This window comes from Bacillus cereus, from assembly GCF_002577405.1.
Lineage (GTDB): Bacteria > Bacillota > Bacilli > Bacillales > Bacillaceae_G > Bacillus_A > Bacillus_A cereus_AU.
In genome coordinates this window covers 1-21,865 of sequence record NZ_NULR01000033.1, presented here as the reverse complement: position 1 = coordinate 21,865, position 21,865 = coordinate 1, and the positions used below count along the sequence as shown (strand labels likewise).

Below are 21,865 nucleotides of genomic sequence, written 5' to 3'. Positions count from 1 at the left end.
AAAAAGAGAGGCTTTTAAACAATAACGTATGGAGGAATCATGATGGGAATTTGCCCGCTTTGCAACGCATTAGAATCACAAACATATTCTTGTCAAAATTGCCAAAGTATACTCCAAGATTATGGAAAAACTGTTGATTACATAGACGACTATAGTGCGTATATGGACCAAGAATTATTAAGCGCAGTGGATGGTTTAACACATGATCATTCACAAGAATACTGCAATCATATTTTTTATTGCGGAATATGTAACGTGGAAACTGAGGTTGTAGTAAAGCTTGTGTAAATAGAAAACTTCCACCTTATTACTTAGGTGGAAGTTTTTGTTTTTGTATTTGTGAGTGAATCATAGGGGAAGGGATATGTTCGGTACTTGGTGAAGGGTCTACTTTCATTTGAGACATTTTTTCTTTTGCATCGCGCAAAGAATGTTCAGTTAAGTAGATAGCATATTCGTAAAATAATTGGCGCGTCAGTTCACTTTGTTCTTTTAACTTTTCATCTTGGAATACAGTTCGACCAGGTTTCGAGTTCGCTTCAAATAGCCACGGGTTTTCCTGTGTGTCTAAACCGATATCAAAACCGATTTCACCAATGTTTCCAGTTACTTTTTGGTCGAGCGCATAACTTATTTGCAGAGCGGTTTGTTTTAATTTGTTTTCAATTTGAACTTGTTTCGTTGAATCAGGAAAAAGCTCTTGCAGTAATTTTGTATCGCCGCCGCTATTTACATGGGTCGTTAAGCTACCTTTTCCAGCGATTTTGGCGACGATTGCACTCACTACCCAATTGCCAAAATGATTTTTATTCGTATGAATACGGAAATCAACGGGTTGCCCGTCGAAGCGAAGTAAAGAGATACCTTGTTGTACGATAAACTTTTTTAAATCATGTCCTTTTAACACATGGTTCAGAAGAGTTTCTAATGATTGATACTTTCTTAGTTTATTTTCTTCATTTTCGCGATAACGACAGTAGTAGCAATTCTCTGTTTGAGAATAAAATAGTTGATGAATGTTTCTCCCGAAGCTACCGTGTATTGGTTTCATGTAAATCGATTTATACGTACCGAGAAATCTTTCTACTTGTTCGAAGTGTTGAAATGCTTCTGTGTGTGGTAATAAGGGCATAAGTGATTCATCTTTAATAAGAAGTTGATGAACTTCCCATTTGTTGAAAAACCCCGGGTTAAACCATGGAATGGCGTAGTCATTTTCTAATCTTCTTTTTGCTCTGACAATTGGTTTATAATTTTCTGCTTTACGGTTTGGTAATCGATTGTAAATGACATTTGGCAAAGGAACTTTTTTCTTTAGCCATGTTCCTTCTTGAAAGAAATACCCATCAATTGTTTCTTCTTCCCAGTTTATATGTTGAACGCCAAAGACGAATACGAACGGTCGTAATGTAAATGGTGGTGTTAGTAACTCACTAAGAGATATTGATCGATTTCCTAAAGGAGTAGGTGAGTCATCGTTAAAACTAGTAGTGAAAATGCCGATTAATGGTCCGAAAACAATGGTTTCATTTTGCGTGAATGCATGGATAGTAGTTGAGTGAGGAAGTAAAAGTTTTTCGGCGATATGTGTTCCAATAATAATTTCACGAGTAAAAGAATAATGAATTTTTACATCTTCACTTGCAACGTGACGTATGCCGAAGGAGAGGGATGTAATAGGTGGTGTAATAGAAAAAACGTAAGGTAAAGTAATACTATTTGGATGTTCATCTGAAATGTTTAATGTATATATGTGCTCTTTCAAAATGAGGTTACCTCCTTTCATTATGGTGTAAAGCGGCTAAATTTTAGTGGACCGTGAAAAATCTTTTCGGCTAACGATTCACTATGACGAATGTAATGTTCGTAAGGTGGGACTGTGTTGACATACATAAGCCAAATCGCCCCTTTTTGATCCATAATTGTGGAAAGTTCGAGTTCGAATAACGAAGTATAAGATTGATCCAGTGTTTGAAACACTTCATTTATAATGTCATGTAAAGCGTCTTGTAATAGTTGCACGCCAGTACTAGATAGTACATATTTAATTTTTGAAAATGAGTGCAGCGAGGAATCTTCTGTTGCAGAAAGTAAAAATTGATTCGGAAATGAGCTTTTTTGTATAAATTGACCGATAACATTCCATTTTTGTTCTTTAGTTTTTTGTAAAATGGTTCGAATGTGGAGAGGATATGTTAATTGATTTGGTGGTTGCAGCATCGTATGTGTGATGTAACGTGCTGAACATATGTTAGATTTGAACCAACATATAAATTCATCTGTCCGTTTGATTGGAGTAGAAGTATGGTGTGTTTCATGTATCGTATCGATATGAAACGTTTTATTTTTGTAAGCGACTCGGTATAAGCTATCCTTGGAATGTATATTGACGGGACGTATAATAATATCTTTTGTTTTTAATAACAGTTTGAAAATGTTTTGAATTGTTGCTACTTCAACTTTAGGTATATAAGGAGATAATTTTTTATTAGTGAGAAATACATCATGTAGTTCGCTTAAATCAATCAGTGTGTTATTTAAAAAGGTAGTTGTAGGACGGTTCTGTAACGAGTGAATAATTGGTTTCGCTTTTTCAAAGTCTGTTTCCTCATTAAAAGAATGACGATCATATATATAAGAAGGAATAGGGAATGTTTGCTCTTTCCATTCTCCTGTATCTGTATCGTAAATAAGACCAGAAACAAGGTCTGTTTTAGGATCAATACAAAATGGCGTAAACTGGGCAACGACATTATGATAAAGCCGAGCGCGTTTAGCGATTTCGGTGTAATATGTTTGCTCATAATGAAATTGAGAAGTTAAAAGACCAAGAACCAACGAAATCACTCCTTTACTAACATTTGCATAATAGGCGAAGCTATATATTGCAAATACGTTTTTATACCATTATACTTTTGTCCGTATGATGATATGCTATAGTTTTCTAGAAGCGAAAGGTTGATTGTAATGAATATATGGTTAAATATGTTAATGACAACAGGACTCGGGGCGGTTATTGGAGGATACACGAATCATTTAGCGATAAAAATGTTATTTCGTCCTCATCGTCCTATTTATATTGGAAAGTTTCAAGTTCCATTTACACCGGGGTTAATTCCGAAGCGACGCGATGAGCTTGCTGTTCAATTAGGGAAAATGGTTGTCGAGCATTTGTTAACGCCAGAAGGAATCGGAAAAAAGCTAACAAATGAAGAGTTTCAGAAAAGTTTAATTCAGTGGGCACAAGTGGAAGTGGATAAAGTACTTACGAATGAACAGTCGCTACGACAGATGTTAGAAAAATGGAATGTAGCGCATGTAGAAAAAGAGGCGACTCAAAAAATCGAACATGTGATTACAGAAAAAGTTGAGGCATTTTTAGAGGAGTACTATACATATACATGGGAACAAGCTTTGCCTCATTCTGTACATGAAAAAGTAGAGAATATGATTCCGAATGTCTCGGCGTTTATTTTAGAGCGAGGAATTAACTTTTTTGAAAGTGAAGAAGGAAAAGCGCGCCTTTCAAAAATGATTGATGATTTCTTTGCTTCTAGGGGAACGCTACTTAACTTAGTCGGGATGTTTTTAGGAAATGTAAGTGTAGTGGATCGTGTGCAGCCAGAAGTTATTAAGTTTTTAGGGCAAGATGGTACAAAGCAGCTTTTAACTGATGTACTGCAAAAAGAGTGGGAAAAGTTAAAAGGAAGAAATGTCAAAGAATTAGAAACGTTTGTAGAGAAAGAAATGATTGTAAGCTCCGTACTATCAGCAGTTAAAGTAGAAGAAACAGTGAGTAAATTTTTAAATCAATCTGTTCAGCAAGTATGTGAGCCGGTTCGAGAAACAATCATTGAAAAAGTAGTTCCGAGCGCAGTAACGAAAGGCTTAAAGTGGGGAACCGAAAACGTTGAGAGCATATTAAGCAATCTCCACCTTGCGGAAATTGTCCAGCAAGAAGTGTCTACATTTTCAACAGAGAGACTAGAAGATCTTGTCTTGTCCATTACAAAAAATGAATTGAAAATGATTACGTATTTAGGTGCCTTATTAGGCGGAATGATTGGACTAATGCAAGGAGTTTTACTGTTGTTCCTTAGGTAACAGAGATAAGTACATAGAAATAAAAGTGAAATTTCTTCACATCTCTTGCATTGTTTGATATGGTAAGAAGAGGTGCGGATATAAATGCACTTAAAAGGCGGTGCGAACGAAAAGCGCTAGCCTTCTAAAGGAGGAAAAATAAAATGACAAAAAACATTCATGATGTTGCATATGAATTACAAAAAGCAATCGCTGAAAACGAAGATTTCCAAACATTAAAAGCAAGCTACGCAGCAGTACAAGGTGATGCAGCGTCAAAGAACTTATTCGATGAGTTCCGTACGATGCAACTTGGTTTACAACAAAAAATGATGCAAGGCCAAGAAATCTCAGAAGAAGACAACCAAAAAGCACAAGAAGTTGTAGTTCGCATTCAACAAGATGCTAAAATTACAAAGTTAATGGAAACTGAGCAACGTTTAAACATCGTTATCACTGACGTTAACAAAATTATCATGAAGCCACTTGAAGATTTATATAACGCGCAACAACAAGCGTAATAGTGGAAGACGCCCCTTGTATGGGGGCGTTTTTTTTGTTTAGTTGTATTTAAAATGACTTTGATACAGCGGTTCTTTATGTATAAAACAAGAATGATAAAAAGCAAAAGCTACCTATTTTGAAGTGCCCCCGATTGGTAGAGACAGTCTAATAATCGGGGGCGGACATGTTTTCGACTATGTCGTAGAAAACTGTACGGTCCAAATTTGTCAAAAAGCTCATATGCATTTAGCACTTCTGGAAACAGCTGATTTTATGGCGGCTGAATTATCAAGAGAAAACTTAGGGAATGATATTGCGACTGCGGAAGGTGCAGAGTAAAAAGGGAAGCTGTTTAAGCTTCCCTTTTTACTTTGAAACAAACGGATGCCCCTCATAATAAAACCGCCACGGATAATGCACAGCTTCTTCTGCATAGTCAATATTAATACGAGGTCCTGCCGTTATTTTATATTGTGATGACATATGTTCTTCTTCTGGAATGATTTCAATATGTAACGTATCACTTTGTAATGATACGCCGCGTTCTTCTAAAGTGATTCCGAGTGCGCGGCATAGTTTGCCGGGACCGTTTGTTAAGTTTTTGTACTGCGCTTTTGTAAGATCGGTTTTGTTGTAGCGCGCTCGTTTCATTTCTTCAATTCCGTCTACAGGCTCAATTGCACGAATGAGAACGCCTTGCGGGGTGTCAATTGGTGCTGTAATGACGTTGAAACAATGGTACATACCGTAAATTAAATATACGTAAGCATGCCCCGGTGCGCCAAACATAACTTCTGTACGATCCGTTCGTCTGCCCCCGTAACTATGAGCTGCTTTATCATCTGGGCCTTTGTATGCTTCCACTTCTACAATGATGCCGCTTCGTTTTATCCCATCTACAATATGTACAAGTTTTTGTCCGAGTAACTTTTTTGCGATTTCTAACGTATCGCCTTCGTAAAAAGAAGTTGGTGCTTGCATTGTATGATCTCCTTTACCAGTTGTATATGTATATAGTAAACCAAATTTTCAGTAGTAATTCTAACTCGTTCTATTTGCTACATTTATTTCATAAATTATGGATAGAGTACAACAGCGAAGAGGGGGAGTGCGACATGATTTATCGCTTACTAGCTCTTAATATAGATGGGACACTACTATACAACAACGGAAAAATCGCTAAAGGATTACGGGAAACGATTGAATTTGTGAAAAGAAAAGATGTATACGTTACATTATTCACAAATCGTAATTTTCAATCTGCTCATAAAGTAGCAAAGGCATTAAAATTAGATTCTATATTAGTGACACACGGTGGTGCGTTCGTTTCAGCGACGATAGATAAGCCGTATGTTCAAAGGAGATTATCCGAAGAGAAGACTTTCAACATTGTGCAAGTATTAGAGCACTTTGATTGTAATGTACGCATTTCTCATGAACGGTTTTCGATAGGGAATCGTGAGAGAAATACACCGAACATAATTGCGCGTACTGTATTATCAAGCGCAGATCCATTATTTTATCCGGTTCAATTTGTAGATTCGTTAGGTGATGCGCTTCGTGATCATCCGGTAGCGGCACCAAAAATTGATGTAATTTTCCATAGTAAAGGTGAAAAAGAAAGAGGGCTAAATACACTAAGAAAAGCATTCCAAGATATAGTGTATGTGGAGTGTGATTCGAAACGAGTAGAAATTTTACCGCAAAATGTATCAAAGTTACGCGGATTGCAATTACTTGGAGAGCATTTAAATATTTCGCTAAATGAAATGGTTGCGATAGGAGATAGCATGGAAGATTTAGAGGTAATTGAAAATGTTGGACTCGGGGTAGCGATGGGGAACGCTCCTGTAGAATTAAAGCAAGCTGCAGACTGGATTACACGTTCGAATAGTGAAAATGGTGTAGAGTACATGATTAAAGAACACTTCCGTAAGCAATTCCCACTTCCGTTTTTAAAGAATCATAAATATACACCGAAACAATGAGAGAAAAACGTAGCTTTTTGGCTACTGAATATAGAAAAAGCGTGTTTTGATCAATCTTTTTTCAAAACACTACAAATAAAGAAGTCAGAACACATGTAAACATAGATAGCTAATTCACTTAATCTATGATTATCAACAATTAAATAAAGGGTGGGTTACCTAAAAAACCCACCCTTATTTAACACTAAAGAATCTGCGTCAGTTCTGAATTCAAGACTCGTTGTGCAGTAATAATAACGTTACCAGGTGCTATTCCGTAGACACTGTATAAACCACCGTTTTGATTAGGAACAATTTCAACTTCGTATTGAAGAGCTTGTCCCAAAGTAGAGTGAACTAAACTTAGATTTACAAAACCAGAAGCATTAGCAGCCACATTAAAGTTTACCTGTTCGATTAATGTTCTTGTACCGTCAAGTCTAAAAGATCTAACTACCCCAGTAAGTGGACCTGCAGTACGATTGAGAATTTTAACTCTCGCTCTAGTTGCATTACTAGGTTGATTTCCTACGTTTTCAATTGGACCAGTAGAGAAAGGCATATTAAATTCACCTCCCATTAAATTAAAGAATTAATAACCTATAGATTATAGTTTCATAGTATTCAATACTTTAATAAAATGATCTAAATCAATTAACCAATTTGTTTTAAAAATAAAAATGAAGTTTACATAACCTTATGCTTTTTAATGATGAATGAGCAGGTCCTTTAAGAAATAAAAAAAGACACCCTAAGGTGCCTTCCTCCGACTTGAACCACTTTAATTTTAATAATATGTATTGGACTCCCATCCAAATACAATTTTATCATATTTTCTATAAAATGAAAACGGATTCATTAACTTACTTAACTACTTTTCCCATAACTTCCTTATACTTATTAAACTCTTCATCTTTCATATCGCCGTTCATTTGGAAAAGGAAATTCCTTTTCTCTCTAAAAATATAGGGAAATAATTCCAATGCCAATGGTATAATTTTTAATGTTATATGGGGAAGGAGAACATGGTTTAAGAGAGAATGTTGAGTTTGGGATGATAAATTGAAAAATAATAAATCAAATAGAGCTTTAAGGGTTGGAACTAATATCGTACTTATTTTATTAATCTTAGGTGCATTCCAAATGTTTTTTGATGGAAATTATACAAATGACCAGTTTGGTTGGTTATTTTTGATAGTCTTTTGGATGGTTAGAAGTATTTATGGTTTTATCATAAGTTTAAAAGAAGGAAATAAAAAGTTAGCATTAATTGATTTAGGTTTAGTAATTTTTGCTTTTTATTTTTTATTTTCTTAGAGTATTAAATATTTTCTCTGAAAATATTTAATTCACTAATGGGGTTTTAATTTAAATAAGCCTTATTCAAAAGTAAAGCTTAGGGTCATATGAGAACTCTGAGCTTTTTTGTCTGCTACCGATAACGGAAGTTATGGTAACTAAATATTACAAGTGTATTTACTTTGAATTTTTATGAAAGGAGATAAAATAGTGTATTTATTAAGACGGTTGATAGCAGCTATATTGTCAGCATTAATTATGTCTACGTCATTCGAAATACTTGATTTTGTTTTCGCTAATCCGTATCAATTTTCATTTCTAGATATATTTATGATAGCCATAATCTACATTAGTCCTATATTTATATTATTTGGAATTCCAGTTTCATTATTGATTGATTGGTTTACAAAAAAGGTCTTAAGTAAACTGAATTCTCCTAAAAAAATTTATTTAGTTCAACTATTTATTTATGCAATATTTGGCGTAATTTCATTAGGTATATTGTTTTCATTTGTTTTTATGGTACCTGGCTTAGTATGGAATGCTCTTTTTGGAATAATACCAGCTGTTTTATATTTTTTTGTATTATCGTCTTTAAAGAAAAGAGATAAATCAACATCCTGAATGTATACTTTTGTTGTTGATTTTGAGATGATTAAGGGATTCGAGATAAGGTTAATAATTATGGGGAAATGAATGTAAACTAATATCTAAAAGTTTACTTTCATCTTTATATGAAATTTGAAATCATAATTTCCTATCCTAAATAAAAAAGTAAGCTTAGTCCTCATATTTAAATGTATCGAGATAAAATTTTCGTTTTGGAGCATTATAGAATTTTAACTTGATGGATGTGTGGCGGTACCCCTAAAAGGGCATAAACCAATATTTACATTGAATACATGTAAATGATGAGAGAACAATTGATATTTCAATTGTTCTCTCATCGAAGTTAAGATAATTCCAATATCTCGGCTGTCCCCCTAAAAAATCAACACAAAAAGTAAAGCGCTTGCATAATTAAAAATCCGAGTTATAATACTTGTATACAAGTATACTTGATTAACATGAGAAGGTGACGTTATGACGGAATCAATGGAATTTCTTTATCCTGAAAAATGGCTTTCAAAAGCTTCTACGGGTGATCGTGTTGCGAGCGAACTCAGAATGCGTATTATCGCAGGTAAAATTGAAAACGGTACTATTCTATCAGAAAATAAATTAGCTGCCGATTTTTCTGTAAGTCGGTCACCTGTTCGTGAAGCATTAAAAGTGCTGGCCTCAGAAAATATCATTCGCTTAGAAAGAATGGGCGCAGTTGTCATTGGTTTAACTGAAAAAGAAATTGAAGAAATATACGATGTTCGTTTACTCATAGAAACGTTTATCTTTGAACGGCTTGTAAAAATGGACACGAATGAGTTAGTAAAGGAACTGAATAAAATTATAGAAATGATGAAAATCGCCATTAAATATCATGATGCTGATGAGTTTTCTTATCAAGATGTCTTATTCCATGAAACGATTATTCGCACTATTCATCATTCACATATCCTGATGATGTGGAATAATTTAAAGCCTGTTATGGAAAGCTTAATCCTTTTATCAATGCGTACCCGTTTCAAGGAAAAATATGAAGACTTTGAACGGATTATCAAAAATCATGAGCTTTATATAAAAGCGATTGAATCAAAAGATCGAGCCCTCATGATTGAGGCCTTACATCAAAACTTTGATGATGTTCAAGGGGAAGTTGAAGACCTCTGGATGTCACAACAAATGTTATCTAAAGGAGTAGAGCAAGAACATGAGTAGCTATATGTTAGGTATAGATATTGGTACAACAAGTACCAAAGCAGTATTATTTACTGAAAAAGGCGAAGTCGTCCAAACAGAGAATATTGGTTACCCACTTCGCACACCGGATATATCCACAGCGGAACAAGATCCAGAAGAGATTTTCCAAGCTGTTTTGCGAGCGATTTCAAATATAACAGGGCATCATTCAGATAAAAAACCATCGTTCATTTCATTTAGCAGCGCCATGCACAGTGTCATTGCCATGGATGAAAATGACCATCCGCTGACACCTTGTATCACCTGGGCAGATAATCGCAGTGAGGCATGGGCACATAAAATTAAAGATGAACTGAATGGCCATGAAGTTTATAGACGAACAGGAACACCCATTCACCCCATGTCACCATTAAGTAAAATTACTTGGATTGTGAATGACCATCCTGAAATCGCAGTCAAAACGAAAAAGTATATCGGAATAAAAGAATATATCTTTAAAAAATTATTTGATCAATATGTTGTGGATCATTCCCTCGCTTCATGCATGGGGATGATGAATCTACAAACACTAGATTGGGATGAAGAAGCTTTAAAAATTGCTGGTGTAACACCTGCTCAATTATCTGAGCTCGTACCAACCACCAAAATATTTAGCAACTGCAATCCGAATTTAGCTAAAAAGATTGGTATCGATTCCCAAACACCGTTTGTCATTGGTGCCAGTGATGGAGTGCTTTCTAATCTAGGTGTGAATGCAATTAGAAAAGGCGAGATTGCAGTCACAATCGGGACAAGTGGTGCCATTCGAACCATCATTGACAAGCCGCAAACAGATGAAAAAGGAAGAATATTCTGTTATGCCTTAACGGAAAAACATTGGGTAATTGGTGGACCGGTAAACAATGGAGGGATGGTCCTTCGCTGGATTCGCGATGAACTTGCTTCATCAGAAGTAGAAACTGCGAAAAGACTAGGAATTGACCCATACGATGTATTAACCAAAATTGCTGAACGAGTGAGACCTGGCGCAGACGGATTATTATTCCATCCATACCTCGCAGGTGAACGTGCGCCATTATGGAATCCAGATGTACGTGGCTCATTCTTCGGCTTAACTATGTCACATAAGAAGGAACATATGATTCGTGCAGCCTTAGAAGGCGTTATTTATAATTTATACACCGTATTTTTAGCGTTAACTGAATGTATGGACGGTCCTGTGACCCGTATTCAAGCAACAGGAGGCTTCGCAAGGTCTGACGTTTGGCGACAAATGATGTCCGATATTTTCTCATCTGAAGTCGTTGTTCCAAAAAGCTACGAAAGCTCCTGTCTAGGTGCATGTATATTAGGTCTCTATGCTATAGGAAAAATTGATTCTTTTGAAATCGTTTCCGAAATGGTTGGCAGCACCTACAAACACACACCGAAAGAAGAAGCAACAAAAGAATATAGACAGTTACTACCGATATTTATCAACCTATCAAGAGTATTAGAAGACGATTATACACGAATTGCTAATTATCAAAGGAATTTAATAAAGTAAAACTTTTATCAGTGATCCCCACTCCTCGTCGCTCTTTACATTTTGAGGTTGGGGGTTACTACCAAAAAAATAGGGGATAAACACAAATACAGCTAATATTAGGGGGAATTACGATGCCATTAGTCATTGTAGCAATTGGGATTTTAGCATTACTTTTACTGATAATGCGCTTTAAATTAAATACCTTTATTTCATTAATCATTGTATCATTCGGCGTTGCTTTAGCACTTGGAATGCCGCCAGAAAAAATTGTTAAAACCATTGAAACAGGATTAGGCGGAACACTTGGTCATTTAGCACTCGTTTTTGGACTTGGTGCGATGTTAGGTAAGCTGCTTTCAGATGCTGGGGGCGCACAACGCATTGCCATGACACTTGTGAAAAAATTCGGTGAAAAGAACATTCAATGGGCTGTTGTGACTGCCTCATTTATTATCGGTATTGCATTATTTTTTGAAGTAGGATTAGTATTATTAATTCCGATTGTATTTGCTATTTCAAGAGAATTAAAAGTTTCTATCTTATATCTCGGTATTCCGATGGCAGCAGCTTTATCTGTAACACACGGATTTTTACCGCCACACCCAGGACCAACTGCTATCGCTGGTGAGTTGCATGCAAACATCGGTGAAGTATTACTTTATGGTTTTATGATAGCGGTTCCAACAGTTATTTTAGCTGGACCTGTATTTACTAAAATTGCAAAAAAACTAGTACCTGAAGCATTCACAAAAACTGGTAATATCAAATCTTTAGGCGAGCAGAGAGTATTTAAACTTGAAGAAACTCCTGGCTTTGGAATCAGTGTTTTTACCGCTTTACTGCCTGTTATTTTAATGGCAATCGCTACAATTATTACTTTGCTGCAAAAAACAATGGGATTCAAAGATAATAGTTTACTAGCGGCGATCCAGTTTATTGGGAATGCGGATACTGCCATGTTGATATCCTTATTAGTTGCGATCTATACAATGGGATTGGCAAGAAAGATTCCAATCAAAAACGTGATGGAATCTTGTACAACAGCGATCTCAAATATTGGGATGATGCTCTTAATTATTGGTGGAGGCGGGGCCTTCAAACAAGTATTAATTGATGGCGGCGTTGGTAACTATGTAGCCGAATTATTCAAAGGAACTTCATTATCACCGATCTTGCTCGCATGGATTATCGCTGCCATCTTACGTATTTCATTAGGTTCTGCTACGGTTGCTTCATTAACAACTGTCGGTTTAGTGATCCCAATGTTAGGTCAATCTGACGTTAACCTTGCTTTAGTTGTCCTTGCAACAGGAGCTGGTAGTTTAATTGCTTCACACGTGAACGATGCTGGTTTCTGGATGTTCAAAGAGTACTTTGGTTTAAGTATGAAAGAAACATTTGCAACATGGACCTTGCTTGAGACTATCATTTCCGTAGCCGGATTAGGGTTTACGTTATTACTAAGCTTATTTGTATAGAACTTTCTAGACAGTAAAAGGGGGACGGAAGTTGGATGATGTGATTTTTCATGATTAATTGATAAGGATGGAAGTTTCTCTTTATTTTTTTAAATTGATGGCGATGTGCCGTGTTCCTATGATCTTTTGCACGCATTTTGGTGGAGTATATTGAAGTGAATAAGAAAGATTATTTGATTAAAGTTTTACTTTAGGTATATATACTATAATATAGACAGAGTAACATGCATAGAAAGGAACGATGCAATATGCTAAAGCAACAAATTGGAGTTGTTGGTGTGGGCGTTATGGGAAAAAGCCTCGCACTTAACTTTGAAAGTAAAGGGTACTCTGTTGCCCTATATGATATTTCAAAGGAAAAAGTAAATGAAATCATTGAGGAAAACAGTGGTAAAAACATGGTTGGTACTCATATGGTTGAAGAGTTTGTTAACTCACTTGAATCACCTAGAAAAATTTTGTTAATGGTTAATGCAGGAGAAATTACAGATAAGGCGATTGATTCTCTGCTTCCTCACCTCGATAAAGGTGATATTTTAATCGACGGCGGTAATACATACTTTGTCGATACAATTCGCCGAAACAAACGTCTTGCCGAAGAAGGAATCAATTTCATTGGAGCAGGTGTGTCAGGCGGAGAAGAGGGTGCATTGAAGGGACCGTCTATTATGCCGGGCGGACAGAAGGATGCATACGAAAAAGTGAAGGATATGCTTGAAAATATCTCAGCAAAAGTGAATGACGAGCCTTGCTGTTCTTATATCGGACCTAATGGGGCGGGCCACTATGTAAAGATGGTTCACAACGGTATTGAGTATGGAGATATGCAATTAATTTGTGAAGCATATTTCTTCTTGAAACAAACACTTGATTTGACTGCAGAAGAGTTTCATGAAATATTTGCTGAATGGAATAAGGGCGAACTGAACAGTTATCTAATCGAGATTACAGCAGACATTTTCACGAAGAAAGATGAAGAAACTGGAAAGCCATTAGTGGATGTTATTCTTGATACTGCGGGACAAAAGGGCACAGGAAAATGGACAAGCCAAAGTGCACTTGATTTAGGTATTTCTCTTCCGATTATCACAGAATCTGTATTCGCACGTTGTATTTCTGCTTTAAAAGAAGAGCGTGTGCATGCAAGCAAATTATTATCTGGCCCTAAAGATAAACCAGCGCTTGGAATTGAAAAAGAAGAATTAATTGAAGCAGTGCGCCAAGCTTTATATATGAGTAAAATTTGTTCTTATGCGCAAGGATTCACGCAATTAAAGGCAGCTTCTGAGGAATATGACTGGAACCTTGATTTTGGTAGCATTTCTATGCTTTGGAGAGGCGGATGTATTATTCGTGCAGCCTTTTTAGAGAACATTAAAGAAGCTTATGAGAAGAACACTGACTTACCGAATCTGTTACTTGACCCATACTTTAAAGAAATTGTGGAGTCATACCAAGGCGGATTACGTCAAATTATCTCATCGGCTGTACAACAAGGTATTCCGGTACCTGCATTTTCAGCAGCGATTTCTTACTATGACAGCTATCGTACTGCAACACTACCTGCAAACTTGTTACAAGCGCAGCGCGATTATTTTGGAGCACATACGTATAAACGAGTAGATAAAGAAGGTACATTCCATACGAAATGGATATAAAATAAAAAATGGACCAAGATTGAAATCTTGGTCCATTTTTTTATCTTGCATTAACGGGCAGTTTCATTTTATTGAAATAATAACACACGCGCTAGTGCTACATCTGTACCCATTAGTTTTAATGGGGCTGCGACCATAAAAGATCAGATTGAGTAGTCACTATCATCTGAAATTGGCCACCAATGGAAGTCGTTTTCTGCAAGCAAATCATCTGAAGCTTGAGGTCCCATTGATCCTGATTCATAAGTAAGTAAATCGGTTGATACATCCTGTTTCCATGCTTTAGAAATAACATCAACAAATTTCCATGATAACGCTACTTCATCCCAGTGAGTAAAGTTTGTTGCATCGCCTTGAATTGCATCATATATCAGCTTCTCATAAGCTTCTGGTGTATTTACTCCGTCTACGCAGTCATTGCAGTAATCAAGTTTAAATGGTCTCGTCTTTTCAGAAGTACCGATTTTCTTACCATTTAAAACAAGAGAAATTCCTTCATCCGGCTGAATATGAATAATAAGCAGGTTCGGATGAACGCTGTTTTCTGATTTAGAATATAAATTCATTGGCAATTCTTTAAACTGAATAACGATTTTTGTTGATTTCTCTTGCATGCGTTTACCTGTACGAATGTAAATCGGCACACCAGCCCAGCGGAAATTGTCTATTAATAATTTACCCGCCACAAATGTTTCCGTTCTTGAGTTTGGATCCACTTTATTTTCGCTTCTGTACCCAGGAACTTCTTTTCCGTTGATTGTTCCTGGACCATACTGACTTCGCACAAAATATTGATCCACTTCTTCTACTGCTATTGGTCGAAGTGCACGTAATGCTTTAATTTTTTCGCTTCGGATTTCTTCTGTTGTTAAACGAATTGGCGGTTCCATTGCCAGTAAAGCAACCATTTGTAACATATGGTTTTGTATCATATCTCTTAAGGCACCGGAATTGTCATAGTACCCTCCGCGATCCTCTACACCTAAAGATTCACTGGATGTAATTTGAATATTAGAGATGTATCTATTATTCCACAATGATTCAAATATTGCGTTTGCAAAACGAATAACGCCAATGTTTTGAACCATTTCTTTTCCTAGATAATGGTCAATGCGATAAATTTCATCTTCTGCAAATGCGTGACGAAGTTCTTCATTTAATTTTTGTGCGGATGGCAAGTCATGTCCAAAAGGTTTTTCGATAATCAATCGATTCCAGCCACTTGAGTTTGTCACGCCCTCTGATTTCAAGTAAGAAGCAATTGTTCCAAAGAATTCAGGAGCCATCGCCATATAAAACATTCTGTTTCCTGGAATATTGAATTGTCCTTCAAGGTTAGTAATTAATGCATTCAAATCTTGGTATGAAGCAGTATTCGTAACATCAAACGCTAAGTAGCGGAAATGAGTTAAAAATTCATCTAAATCATTCCCTGCTTCAATTTTTGACTCTTGAATAGAGGTTAATACATTTTCACGAAATATATCGTCACTCCATTCACGTCTCGCTACACCAACAACAGCAAAATTTTTAGAGAGCTGCCCTTTTTTATATAGGCTATATATAGAAGGAAATAATTTTCTCTTCGCTAAATCTCCTGTTGCTCCAAATATAACCATAGTGCAATATGTATTGTTGTTATTGTTCACTGGGTACCCTCACCTTTTATTAATGTATATTGAATAGTATCACACAAAATTTTAACACACTTTGAAAGAAGTCTCCTACTTTTAAGTATGTGTAAGAAAGCAAGAATAAATCTTTTATTAAGGAGAATGCTATAGAAAATCAAAAGAAAAAGCACGAAATCATCTCTACTATGTAATTGTAAACGTAAAGTAACTCCAAAATATACAATAATAATCATCTTATAAAATAAGGTAAAACCTTCTGTATTGACCTACAAACGCCCTTCAAGTAAACTAAAGAGAGTTTGCAAATGAAAAGGTGATAATGTTGTTAATTTCAATTAAAACGTTACAAGATGATCGTTTTTTACGTCCGCTGCAAAATATTGGCGGCTTATTTTTTGAAGATAGTACGATTGGATTTGAACAAGAGGAAGCAAATCTTATCGTTGATATTCACATTGAGGATAATGTGAAAGCATCCGCTCGTTTAACCGATGTTAGCACAGGAAATGTGTATGAAGAAACATTCTCGAAAGATTTATCTGCTTTCACAGATGAAAAAGAGCGTATGAAGCAAGTGAAACACGTTGTTTCTTATGTATATCTTTCTGTCCTTCAGCAGTTAACTGGACTTGAACAAAGCTGGGGTATTTTAACGGGAGTACGTCCGACGAAACTTCTTCATAAAATGCTTCAAAGTGGTATGTCAAAAGAAGAAGCACATCAAGAGCTTCGTGAAAGCTATTTAATTCATGAAGAGAAAATTGAACTTCTTCAGCGTATTGTTGATTGCCAATTAGCAGTTGTTCCGGATTTATACCGCTTAAAAGAAGAAGTAAGTATTTATATTGGTATTCCGTTCTGTCCGACGAAATGTGCATACTGTACATTCCCAGCTTACGCAATTAACGGACGCCAAGGATCAGTCGATTCATTCTTAGGCGGTTTACATTATGAAGTTCGTGAAATTGGTAAGTTTTTAAAAGAAAAAGGTGTTAAAGTTACGACGATTTATTATGGCGGCGGTACACCGACAAGTATTACAGCAGAAGAGATGGATATGCTGTATGAAGAAATGTATGAAGCTTTCCCAGATGTGAAAAATGTGCGTGAAGTAACAGTTGAGGCAGGTCGCCCAGATACAATCACACCAGCAAAGCTAGAAGTGTTAAATAAATGGAACATTGACCGTATTAGTATTAATCCGCAGTCATACCATCAAGAAACACTAAAAGCAATTGGACGTCATCATACTGTAGAAGAAACAATTGAGAAGTATCATTTAGCTCGTGAAATGGGAATGAACAATATTAATATGGACTTAATTATTGGTCTTCCTGGTGAAGGGCTAGATATTTTCAAGCATACGTTAGATGAAACAGAAAAGTTAATGCCAGAATCGTTAACAGTTCATACGTTATCATTTAAACGTGCTTCTGAAATGACGCAAAACAAACGTAAATATAAAGTAGCAGGTCGCGAAGAAATTACAGCGATGATGCACGAAGCAGAAGAGTGGACGCAAAAGCATAATTACGTACCATATTACCTATATCGTCAAAAGAATATTTTAGGTAACTTAGAGAACGTTGGGTATGCAATGCCTACGCAAGAAAGTATTTACAACATTGTCATTATGGAAGAAGTACAATCCATTATCGGACTTGGTTGCGGGGCATCAAGTAAATTTGTTCACCCACAAACAGGAGCAATTACACACTTTGCGAATCCGAAAGATCCAAAATCATATAACGATGGCTTCGTGAAATATACAGAAGATAAACTGAAAATTTTAGAAGAGCTATTTGTGTAAGGAGGTGGAGACTGTTCCGATTTGGAACAGTCTCTTCTTTATGTTGTCAGTTTTTGTCGGTAAGTCGATATATTAAAAAAATCGCTGATATAAGTTGAGTTGCGGTCGATATATCCGGAAAATCGCCGATATAATTTCACTTACCAAGAAGTGGATGAAAAAGTAGCGTCGTTTGTAAAATTATGTCGATAATAATCAGAAAAATTAGTCAAATTATTAGAGGACAATGTCTACTTATAGACGAAATGATAGATTTATGAAAGAGAAAAGGGGGAAAATGTTGGCATGTACATGACGATAGGGAGAATTTTTGATTTAGCAGTTGGCAAGTATCCGAATAAAGAGGCGCTAGTAGAACCAGAAAAAAATATTCGCTGGACATATAAACAGTGGGATGAGCAAATAAATAAAACGGCGCAAGCTCTATTGAAAGAAGGAGTAAGAAAGGGAGATTGTGTATCTGTTTACTTATATAACTGTCGTGAATTTGTAAACGTTTACTTAGCCTGTGCGAAAATTGGAGCGATCTTTAACCCGATTAATTTCCGCTTAAAAGCAAAAGAATTATCGTATATCCTCCAAGATGCAGCCTCGAAAGTAGTTGTCTTTGAAAAAGCAGTTGAATCAACTGTTGCTATGATTGAACGAGATTTTCCGAATTCGTCTTTTTGGTATGTAGAAGACGATACACCTTCCTATGCTAGTTCTTACCATGAAAAAGTAAATGAAGCATCAGCTGAACAAGTAGATATTGTAGTCGATGAAATGGATTATTGTTCTATGCTTTATACGAGTGGTACGACTGGTCATCCGAAAGGCGTATTACATCGCCATCGTGATATGGCTGAGCATAGTATGATTTGTACGTATTTTATAAAATATAATAGAGATAGCGTTGGGCTTGTAGTAGCACCTTTATATCATTGCGGTGAGTTAAACGCTGGAATTATCCCGCGCATTCAAGTTGGCGGAAAGAATGTTATTTTACATCATTTTGATACAGAAACAGTATTACATACTATTCAAGAAGAGAAAATCACAACTTTCTTTGCAGCACCAACGATGTGGAATATGTTACTGCAAAAAGATCTAACTAAGTATGATTTAACTTCGATGAAGATTGGGGTTTATGGCGGGGCTGCAATGGCACCAGCACTAGTGAAGGAATGCAAAGAGCGTCTTTATATTGATCTTGTCCAAATTTACGGAATGACAGAAATGGGACCGGTTGTTGCGTTTCTCGTAGAAGAGGATCAAATTACAAAAGCTGGTTCAGCGGGAACACCGTGCTTTAGCCATGAAATTCGAATTGTCAAACCGAACGAAGATGCACCGGCAGAGCCAGATGATGTATTGCCTCCTTATGAAGTAGGAGAAATTATTTTACGAGGTCCAACTATGATGGCGGGCTATCATAACCGTGAAGAAGCAAATGCAAAATCGATGTATAAAGGATGGTATCATTCAGGTGATTTAGGCTACTTCGATAAAGACGGCTATTTATTCGTTGCAGATCGCGTTGATGATATGGTAATTAGTGGCGGAGTTAATATTTATCCTCGTGAAGTTGAAGATTTCCTTCATAGTCACCCTGGTGTATTAGATGTTGCAGTACTTGGTGAGCCAGACGAACTATGGGGAGAGCGTGTCGTTGCGGTCGTTGTAAAGAAAGATGATAATATTTCAGAAGCTGATTTAGAAACGTATTGTAAAGAAAGTGACGAACTAGCAGACTATAAACGCCCACGTCATTATTTATTTGTGGATGAACTTCCTCGTAATGCGAGTGGGAAATTACAAAAATTTGTGCTGAGAGAGTCGCTGAAAGGCGTAAAAAAATAGGTAGTAGGTCAGTTGTCTATATAAATAAGGCTATCTTTCTTCATAAGGAAAGGTAGCCTTATTTTTTTAAAATGATCAAGTAAGGGAGGGAGTTTGGTCAAAAAAATAGTGTATACCTTCTATGTTAAACTACGTTCCTATATTATAATGAAATATTTTTTGTTGTTAGTGTTTTGGTCTTGAAATCATATTTTATGTTTTGAAAAGAAGTGTTTTTGATTGGAAGAGGAATATTAAAATAGTAATAGTGGGTTTGGAATTACGAAATATATTCATATTTTAGTAGGAGTTGAATAAATAAATTTTAGGAGAATGTTGGTGGAGCATATTTGTAAAGAAAGATAGTCAGTCATCAGATGACCTTATGAATAAGGTAGTCACTTAGTGTGTTTTGGTTACTACTAATATGGTAACATATTAAAATGTGAATGAATAGTCTTGTAATGCATTTTTATAAGTACTAATATTTATTTCTGGCTACCAAAACAAGCGAACAATATGGTTAATGAATCGCTTTGTTACTGCTTTGTTTTGCATGATTAAAGATAGTTTGATGCTGCAAATATTCTTTAGTCGTAACCTTTTTAAGATGGTTTAGGATGGAAACATTTAACAACAGAATAATGTGATAAATAAAATTGGAGGCGTTATGAGTACATATTTAAAAAGAATATCTGTAATTTGTTTTATTTTTACTATTTTTATTGGACAAGTTTTTATGCCTATCATAGGGCATGCTCAAGAATTAAATACAGCAGGATTTGTTGATAGTTTTGCATTTGAAAAGACAAAATTAGATTATGGAGAACAGACTAGCATACATGTAAACTTTAGTGAAAAGCCTGGAAAGAAGATGAAATCTGGGGATACATTAACGTTAGCACTACCTCCAGAATTAAAGGGATATAGTGGAACTATTGCATTAAAGGATGAATCGGGACTTGTTTTTGGTACGTGCCAGATCAATTCAAATAATGTAGTTTGTACATTTAATGATACAGTAGAACAGCTCGAAAATATTCGAGGGAACTTTAATTTTACTGTTCAAGGTACGAATGTAGAAGCAGGAAAAACGAAAGATGTACAAACGAATTTAGGCACAAATTTAGAAAAACAAACGGTTAGCATTACCCACTCGAAAGGCGGCGGTACAGAACCGGGGATCTTTTTCTATAAAGCTGGTGATATTCAGCCAGACAATAGTAATGTAGTGCGTTGGTTTTTAAATATAAATTTAAAGAAACAATATTTACATGACAATATCGTTTTGAAAGATACACTACAAGAAGGACAATTACTGAATAAAGAGAGCTTTACTATTCATGTAAATAATAAAGAAAAATTGTCTCTTGCGGAATTTCAAAAGCGAGGCTATGGATACATTAAGTTTACTAGTGATAACTCATTTGAAGTTGTAATTTATAAAGATAAGGGTCATGCTACTTCATTTACAGTTTCCTATCAATCAACAATTACTGAGAGCGGGAAAAACTTAAAATATTTACAGAATGACTATAAACTTGATTATCAAATTTTATATGAGAAACCTATTACTGAAACTAATAGTGTAAAGGTTAAAAATATATCATTTGGCGGCGGAGCTGAAGGGGATTTACCGGCGAAAGGAACGCTGCAAATTGTGAAACATATTGAAGGAAACGAAGGGAAAGTTATCCCAGGTGTTTCTTTTAAATTGTATACAGAGTCAGGTCAGCAGATTGGTGATTCTTATACAACAAATAAAGACGGAGTAGTTGAAGTGCCAAACCTTGCTTCAGGTAATTACTATGTGCAAGAAATTTCTGCTCCGAACTACGTAGAGTTTGATTCAAAAGCAAAAATTCCTTTTACAATTAAGAAGGATGCTGTAAACGGAATAAAACTTATGATTCCAAACAAGTTAAAAACTACATCAGTTATGGGAACGAAAACATGGGAAGGCGACAAAGCAAGTGATCGTCCGGAAACAATTAAAGTAGATTTACTGCAAGATGGTAAAGTAATCGCAACAAAAGAAGTAACTGCAGCAAATGGTTGGAAATATGAGTTTGAAAAGTTACCAGCAGTTAATAATGAAGGAAAAGCTCATAAGTATGAAGTAAAAGAACAACCAGTAACGGGATATCAATCGAAAGTTAATGGTTATGATATTACAAATATAAAGATCCATGAAGCAACAGAAGTAGAAGAGCAAGTTGAAGAAGAAACAACAGAAGAACTAGAAGAGTCATTAAAACCGGAAGAACCAAAGGTGACAGAAGAACC

At 35.8% G+C, this 21,865-nt stretch carries 17 protein-coding genes and 2 pseudogenes; 13 read left to right on the top strand and 6 right to left on the bottom strand.

Annotation, left to right across the window (positions count from 1 at the left end):
- The first annotated feature begins 42 nt into the window (after nt 1-42).
- On the top strand, nt 43-288 hold the full coding sequence (locus COC96_RS26465) for a hypothetical protein (RefSeq protein WP_098268469.1): 246 nt from the start codon (nt 43-45) through the stop codon (nt 286-288).
- 19 nt (nt 289-307) lie between these two features.
- Here the strand turns inward: COC96_RS26465 and COC96_RS26460 are convergent, their stop codons facing one another.
- Together COC96_RS26460 and COC96_RS26455 are read right to left on the bottom strand one after the other, a co-directional pair.
- Nucleotides 308-1,765, bottom strand: a complete 1,458-nt coding sequence (locus COC96_RS26460) for a YheC/YheD family endospore coat-associated protein (RefSeq protein ID WP_098769740.1) — start codon at nt 1,763-1,765, stop codon at nt 308-310.
- Nucleotides 1,766-1,785: 20 nt separating this feature from the next.
- The gene (locus COC96_RS26455) at nt 1,786-2,838 is read right to left on the bottom strand and encodes a YheC/YheD family protein (protein WP_098769738.1); all 1,053 of its coding nucleotides are present in this window, start codon (nt 2,836-2,838) and stop codon (nt 1,786-1,788) included.
- A 129-nt stretch (nt 2,839-2,967) separates the two neighbouring features.
- Here COC96_RS26455 and COC96_RS26450 point away from each other — a divergent pair, with 129 nt between their 5' ends.
- The 3 genes and pseudogenes from COC96_RS26450 to COC96_RS26440 form a co-directional block, all read left to right on the top strand.
- Nucleotides 2,968-4,104, top strand: coding sequence for a DUF445 domain-containing protein (locus COC96_RS26450; RefSeq protein WP_142340046.1), 1,137 nt, complete (start codon nt 2,968-2,970; stop codon nt 4,102-4,104).
- A gap of 143 nt (nt 4,105-4,247) precedes the next feature.
- Nucleotides 4,248-4,604, top strand: coding sequence for a YlbF/YmcA family competence regulator (locus tag COC96_RS26445; protein WP_098268473.1), 357 nt, complete (start codon nt 4,248-4,250; stop codon nt 4,602-4,604).
- 142 nt (nt 4,605-4,746) lie between these two features.
- Nucleotides 4,747-4,926: pseudogene (locus tag COC96_RS26440) on the top strand (acetolactate decarboxylase); the annotation flags it as partial.
- A 27-nt stretch (nt 4,927-4,953) separates the two neighbouring features.
- On the opposite strand, the gene COC96_RS26435 reads toward COC96_RS26440, so the two are convergent.
- On the bottom strand, nt 4,954-5,568 hold the full coding sequence (locus COC96_RS26435) for a DNA-3-methyladenine glycosylase (RefSeq protein ID WP_098769735.1): 615 nt from the start codon (nt 5,566-5,568) through the stop codon (nt 4,954-4,956).
- Nucleotides 5,569-5,702: 134 nt separating this feature from the next.
- On the opposite strand from COC96_RS26435, the gene COC96_RS26430 reads away from it, so the two are divergent.
- Nucleotides 5,703-6,575: a Cof-type HAD-IIB family hydrolase gene (locus COC96_RS26430; protein ID WP_000640397.1), complete on the top strand. Its 873-nt coding sequence runs from the start codon at nt 5,703-5,705 to the stop codon at nt 6,573-6,575.
- A gap of 184 nt (nt 6,576-6,759) precedes the next feature.
- On the opposite strand, the gene COC96_RS26425 is transcribed toward COC96_RS26430, so the two are convergent.
- Both COC96_RS26425 and COC96_RS28630 read right to left on the bottom strand, forming a co-directional pair.
- Nucleotides 6,760-7,116, bottom strand: a complete 357-nt coding sequence (locus COC96_RS26425; RefSeq protein ID WP_098268475.1) for an ATPase — start codon at nt 7,114-7,116, stop codon at nt 6,760-6,762.
- Nucleotides 7,117-7,417: 301 nt separating this feature from the next.
- Nucleotides 7,418-7,507, bottom strand: a pseudogene (locus COC96_RS28630) (stress protein); the annotation flags it as partial.
- A gap of 109 nt (nt 7,508-7,616) precedes the next feature.
- Here COC96_RS28630 and COC96_RS26420 point away from each other — a divergent pair.
- From COC96_RS26420 to gndA, 5 genes are all read left to right on the top strand, one after another.
- Entirely contained in the window at nt 7,617-7,871 is a 255-nt protein-coding gene (locus COC96_RS26420; RefSeq protein WP_098769733.1) for a hypothetical protein, read from the top strand.
- A 1,065-nt stretch (nt 7,872-8,936) separates the two neighbouring features.
- Nucleotides 8,937-9,668: a GntR family transcriptional regulator gene (locus COC96_RS26410; RefSeq protein ID WP_000140393.1), complete on the top strand. Its 732-nt coding sequence runs from the start codon at nt 8,937-8,939 to the stop codon at nt 9,666-9,668.
- The gene (gntK, locus tag COC96_RS26405; RefSeq protein WP_098769729.1) at nt 9,661-11,196 is read left to right on the top strand and encodes a gluconokinase; all 1,536 of its coding nucleotides are present in this window, start codon (nt 9,661-9,663) and stop codon (nt 11,194-11,196) included. Before COC96_RS26410 ends, gntK begins: the two co-directional genes overlap by 8 nt.
- A gap of 113 nt (nt 11,197-11,309) precedes the next feature.
- Nucleotides 11,310-12,656, top strand: coding sequence for a gluconate permease GntP (gntP, locus tag COC96_RS26400; RefSeq protein WP_098268480.1), 1,347 nt, complete (start codon nt 11,310-11,312; stop codon nt 12,654-12,656).
- Nucleotides 12,657-12,904: 248 nt separating this feature from the next.
- On the top strand, nt 12,905-14,314 hold the full coding sequence (gene gndA, locus COC96_RS26395) for an NADP-dependent phosphogluconate dehydrogenase (RefSeq protein ID WP_098769728.1): 1,410 nt from the start codon (nt 12,905-12,907) through the stop codon (nt 14,312-14,314).
- A gap of 143 nt (nt 14,315-14,457) precedes the next feature.
- Here gndA and zwf read toward each other — a convergent pair whose 3' ends face one another.
- Nucleotides 14,458-15,933, bottom strand: coding sequence for a glucose-6-phosphate dehydrogenase (gene zwf, locus COC96_RS26390; RefSeq protein ID WP_218937647.1), 1,476 nt, complete (start codon nt 15,931-15,933; stop codon nt 14,458-14,460).
- Nucleotides 15,934-16,267: 334 nt separating this feature from the next.
- Here zwf and COC96_RS26380 point away from each other — a divergent pair, with 334 nt between their 5' ends.
- From COC96_RS26380 to COC96_RS26370, 3 genes are all read left to right on the top strand, one after another.
- Entirely contained in the window at nt 16,268-17,758 is a 1,491-nt protein-coding gene (locus COC96_RS26380) for a coproporphyrinogen III oxidase (protein ID WP_141536024.1), read from the top strand.
- Nucleotides 17,759-18,043: 285 nt separating this feature from the next.
- Nucleotides 18,044-19,600, top strand: a complete 1,557-nt coding sequence (locus COC96_RS26375) for a fatty acid--CoA ligase (protein WP_098268484.1) — start codon at nt 18,044-18,046, stop codon at nt 19,598-19,600.
- A gap of 649 nt (nt 19,601-20,249) precedes the next feature.
- The coding region (locus COC96_RS26370; protein WP_098769722.1) for a Cna B-type domain-containing protein at nt 20,250-21,865 on the top strand (1,616 nt) is incomplete at its 3' end.

Excerpts from the sequence above, each read along its gene's own strand:
- COC96_RS26425 (WP_098268475.1), bottom strand. The coding sequence starts at position 7,116 with ATGCCTTTCTCTACTGGTCCAATTGAAAACGTAGGAAATCAACCTAGT.
- gntP (WP_098268480.1), top strand. The coding sequence starts at position 11,310 with ATGCCATTAGTCATTGTAGCAATTGGGATTTTAGCATTACTTTTACTG.
- COC96_RS26465 (WP_098268469.1), top strand. The coding sequence starts at position 43 with ATGGGAATTTGCCCGCTTTGCAACGCATTAGAATCACAAACATATTCT.
- gntK (WP_098769729.1), top strand. The coding sequence starts at position 9,661 with ATGAGTAGCTATATGTTAGGTATAGATATTGGTACAACAAGTACCAAA.
- zwf (WP_218937647.1), bottom strand. The coding sequence starts at position 15,933 with ATGGTTATATTTGGAGCAACAGGAGATTTAGCGAAGAGAAAATTATTT.
- COC96_RS26380 (WP_141536024.1), top strand. The coding sequence starts at position 16,268 with ATGTTGTTAATTTCAATTAAAACGTTACAAGATGATCGTTTTTTACGT.
- COC96_RS26435 (WP_098769735.1), bottom strand. The coding sequence starts at position 5,568 with ATGCAAGCACCAACTTCTTTTTACGAAGGCGATACGTTAGAAATCGCA.
- COC96_RS26375 (WP_098268484.1), top strand. The coding sequence starts at position 18,044 with ATGTACATGACGATAGGGAGAATTTTTGATTTAGCAGTTGGCAAGTAT.
- COC96_RS26430 (WP_000640397.1), top strand. The coding sequence starts at position 5,703 with ATGATTTATCGCTTACTAGCTCTTAATATAGATGGGACACTACTATAC.
- COC96_RS26445 (WP_098268473.1), top strand. The coding sequence starts at position 4,248 with ATGACAAAAAACATTCATGATGTTGCATATGAATTACAAAAAGCAATC.
- COC96_RS26410 (WP_000140393.1), top strand. The coding sequence starts at position 8,937 with ATGACGGAATCAATGGAATTTCTTTATCCTGAAAAATGGCTTTCAAAA.
- COC96_RS26450 (WP_142340046.1), top strand. The coding sequence starts at position 2,968 with ATGAATATATGGTTAAATATGTTAATGACAACAGGACTCGGGGCGGTT.
- gndA (WP_098769728.1), top strand. The coding sequence starts at position 12,905 with ATGCTAAAGCAACAAATTGGAGTTGTTGGTGTGGGCGTTATGGGAAAA.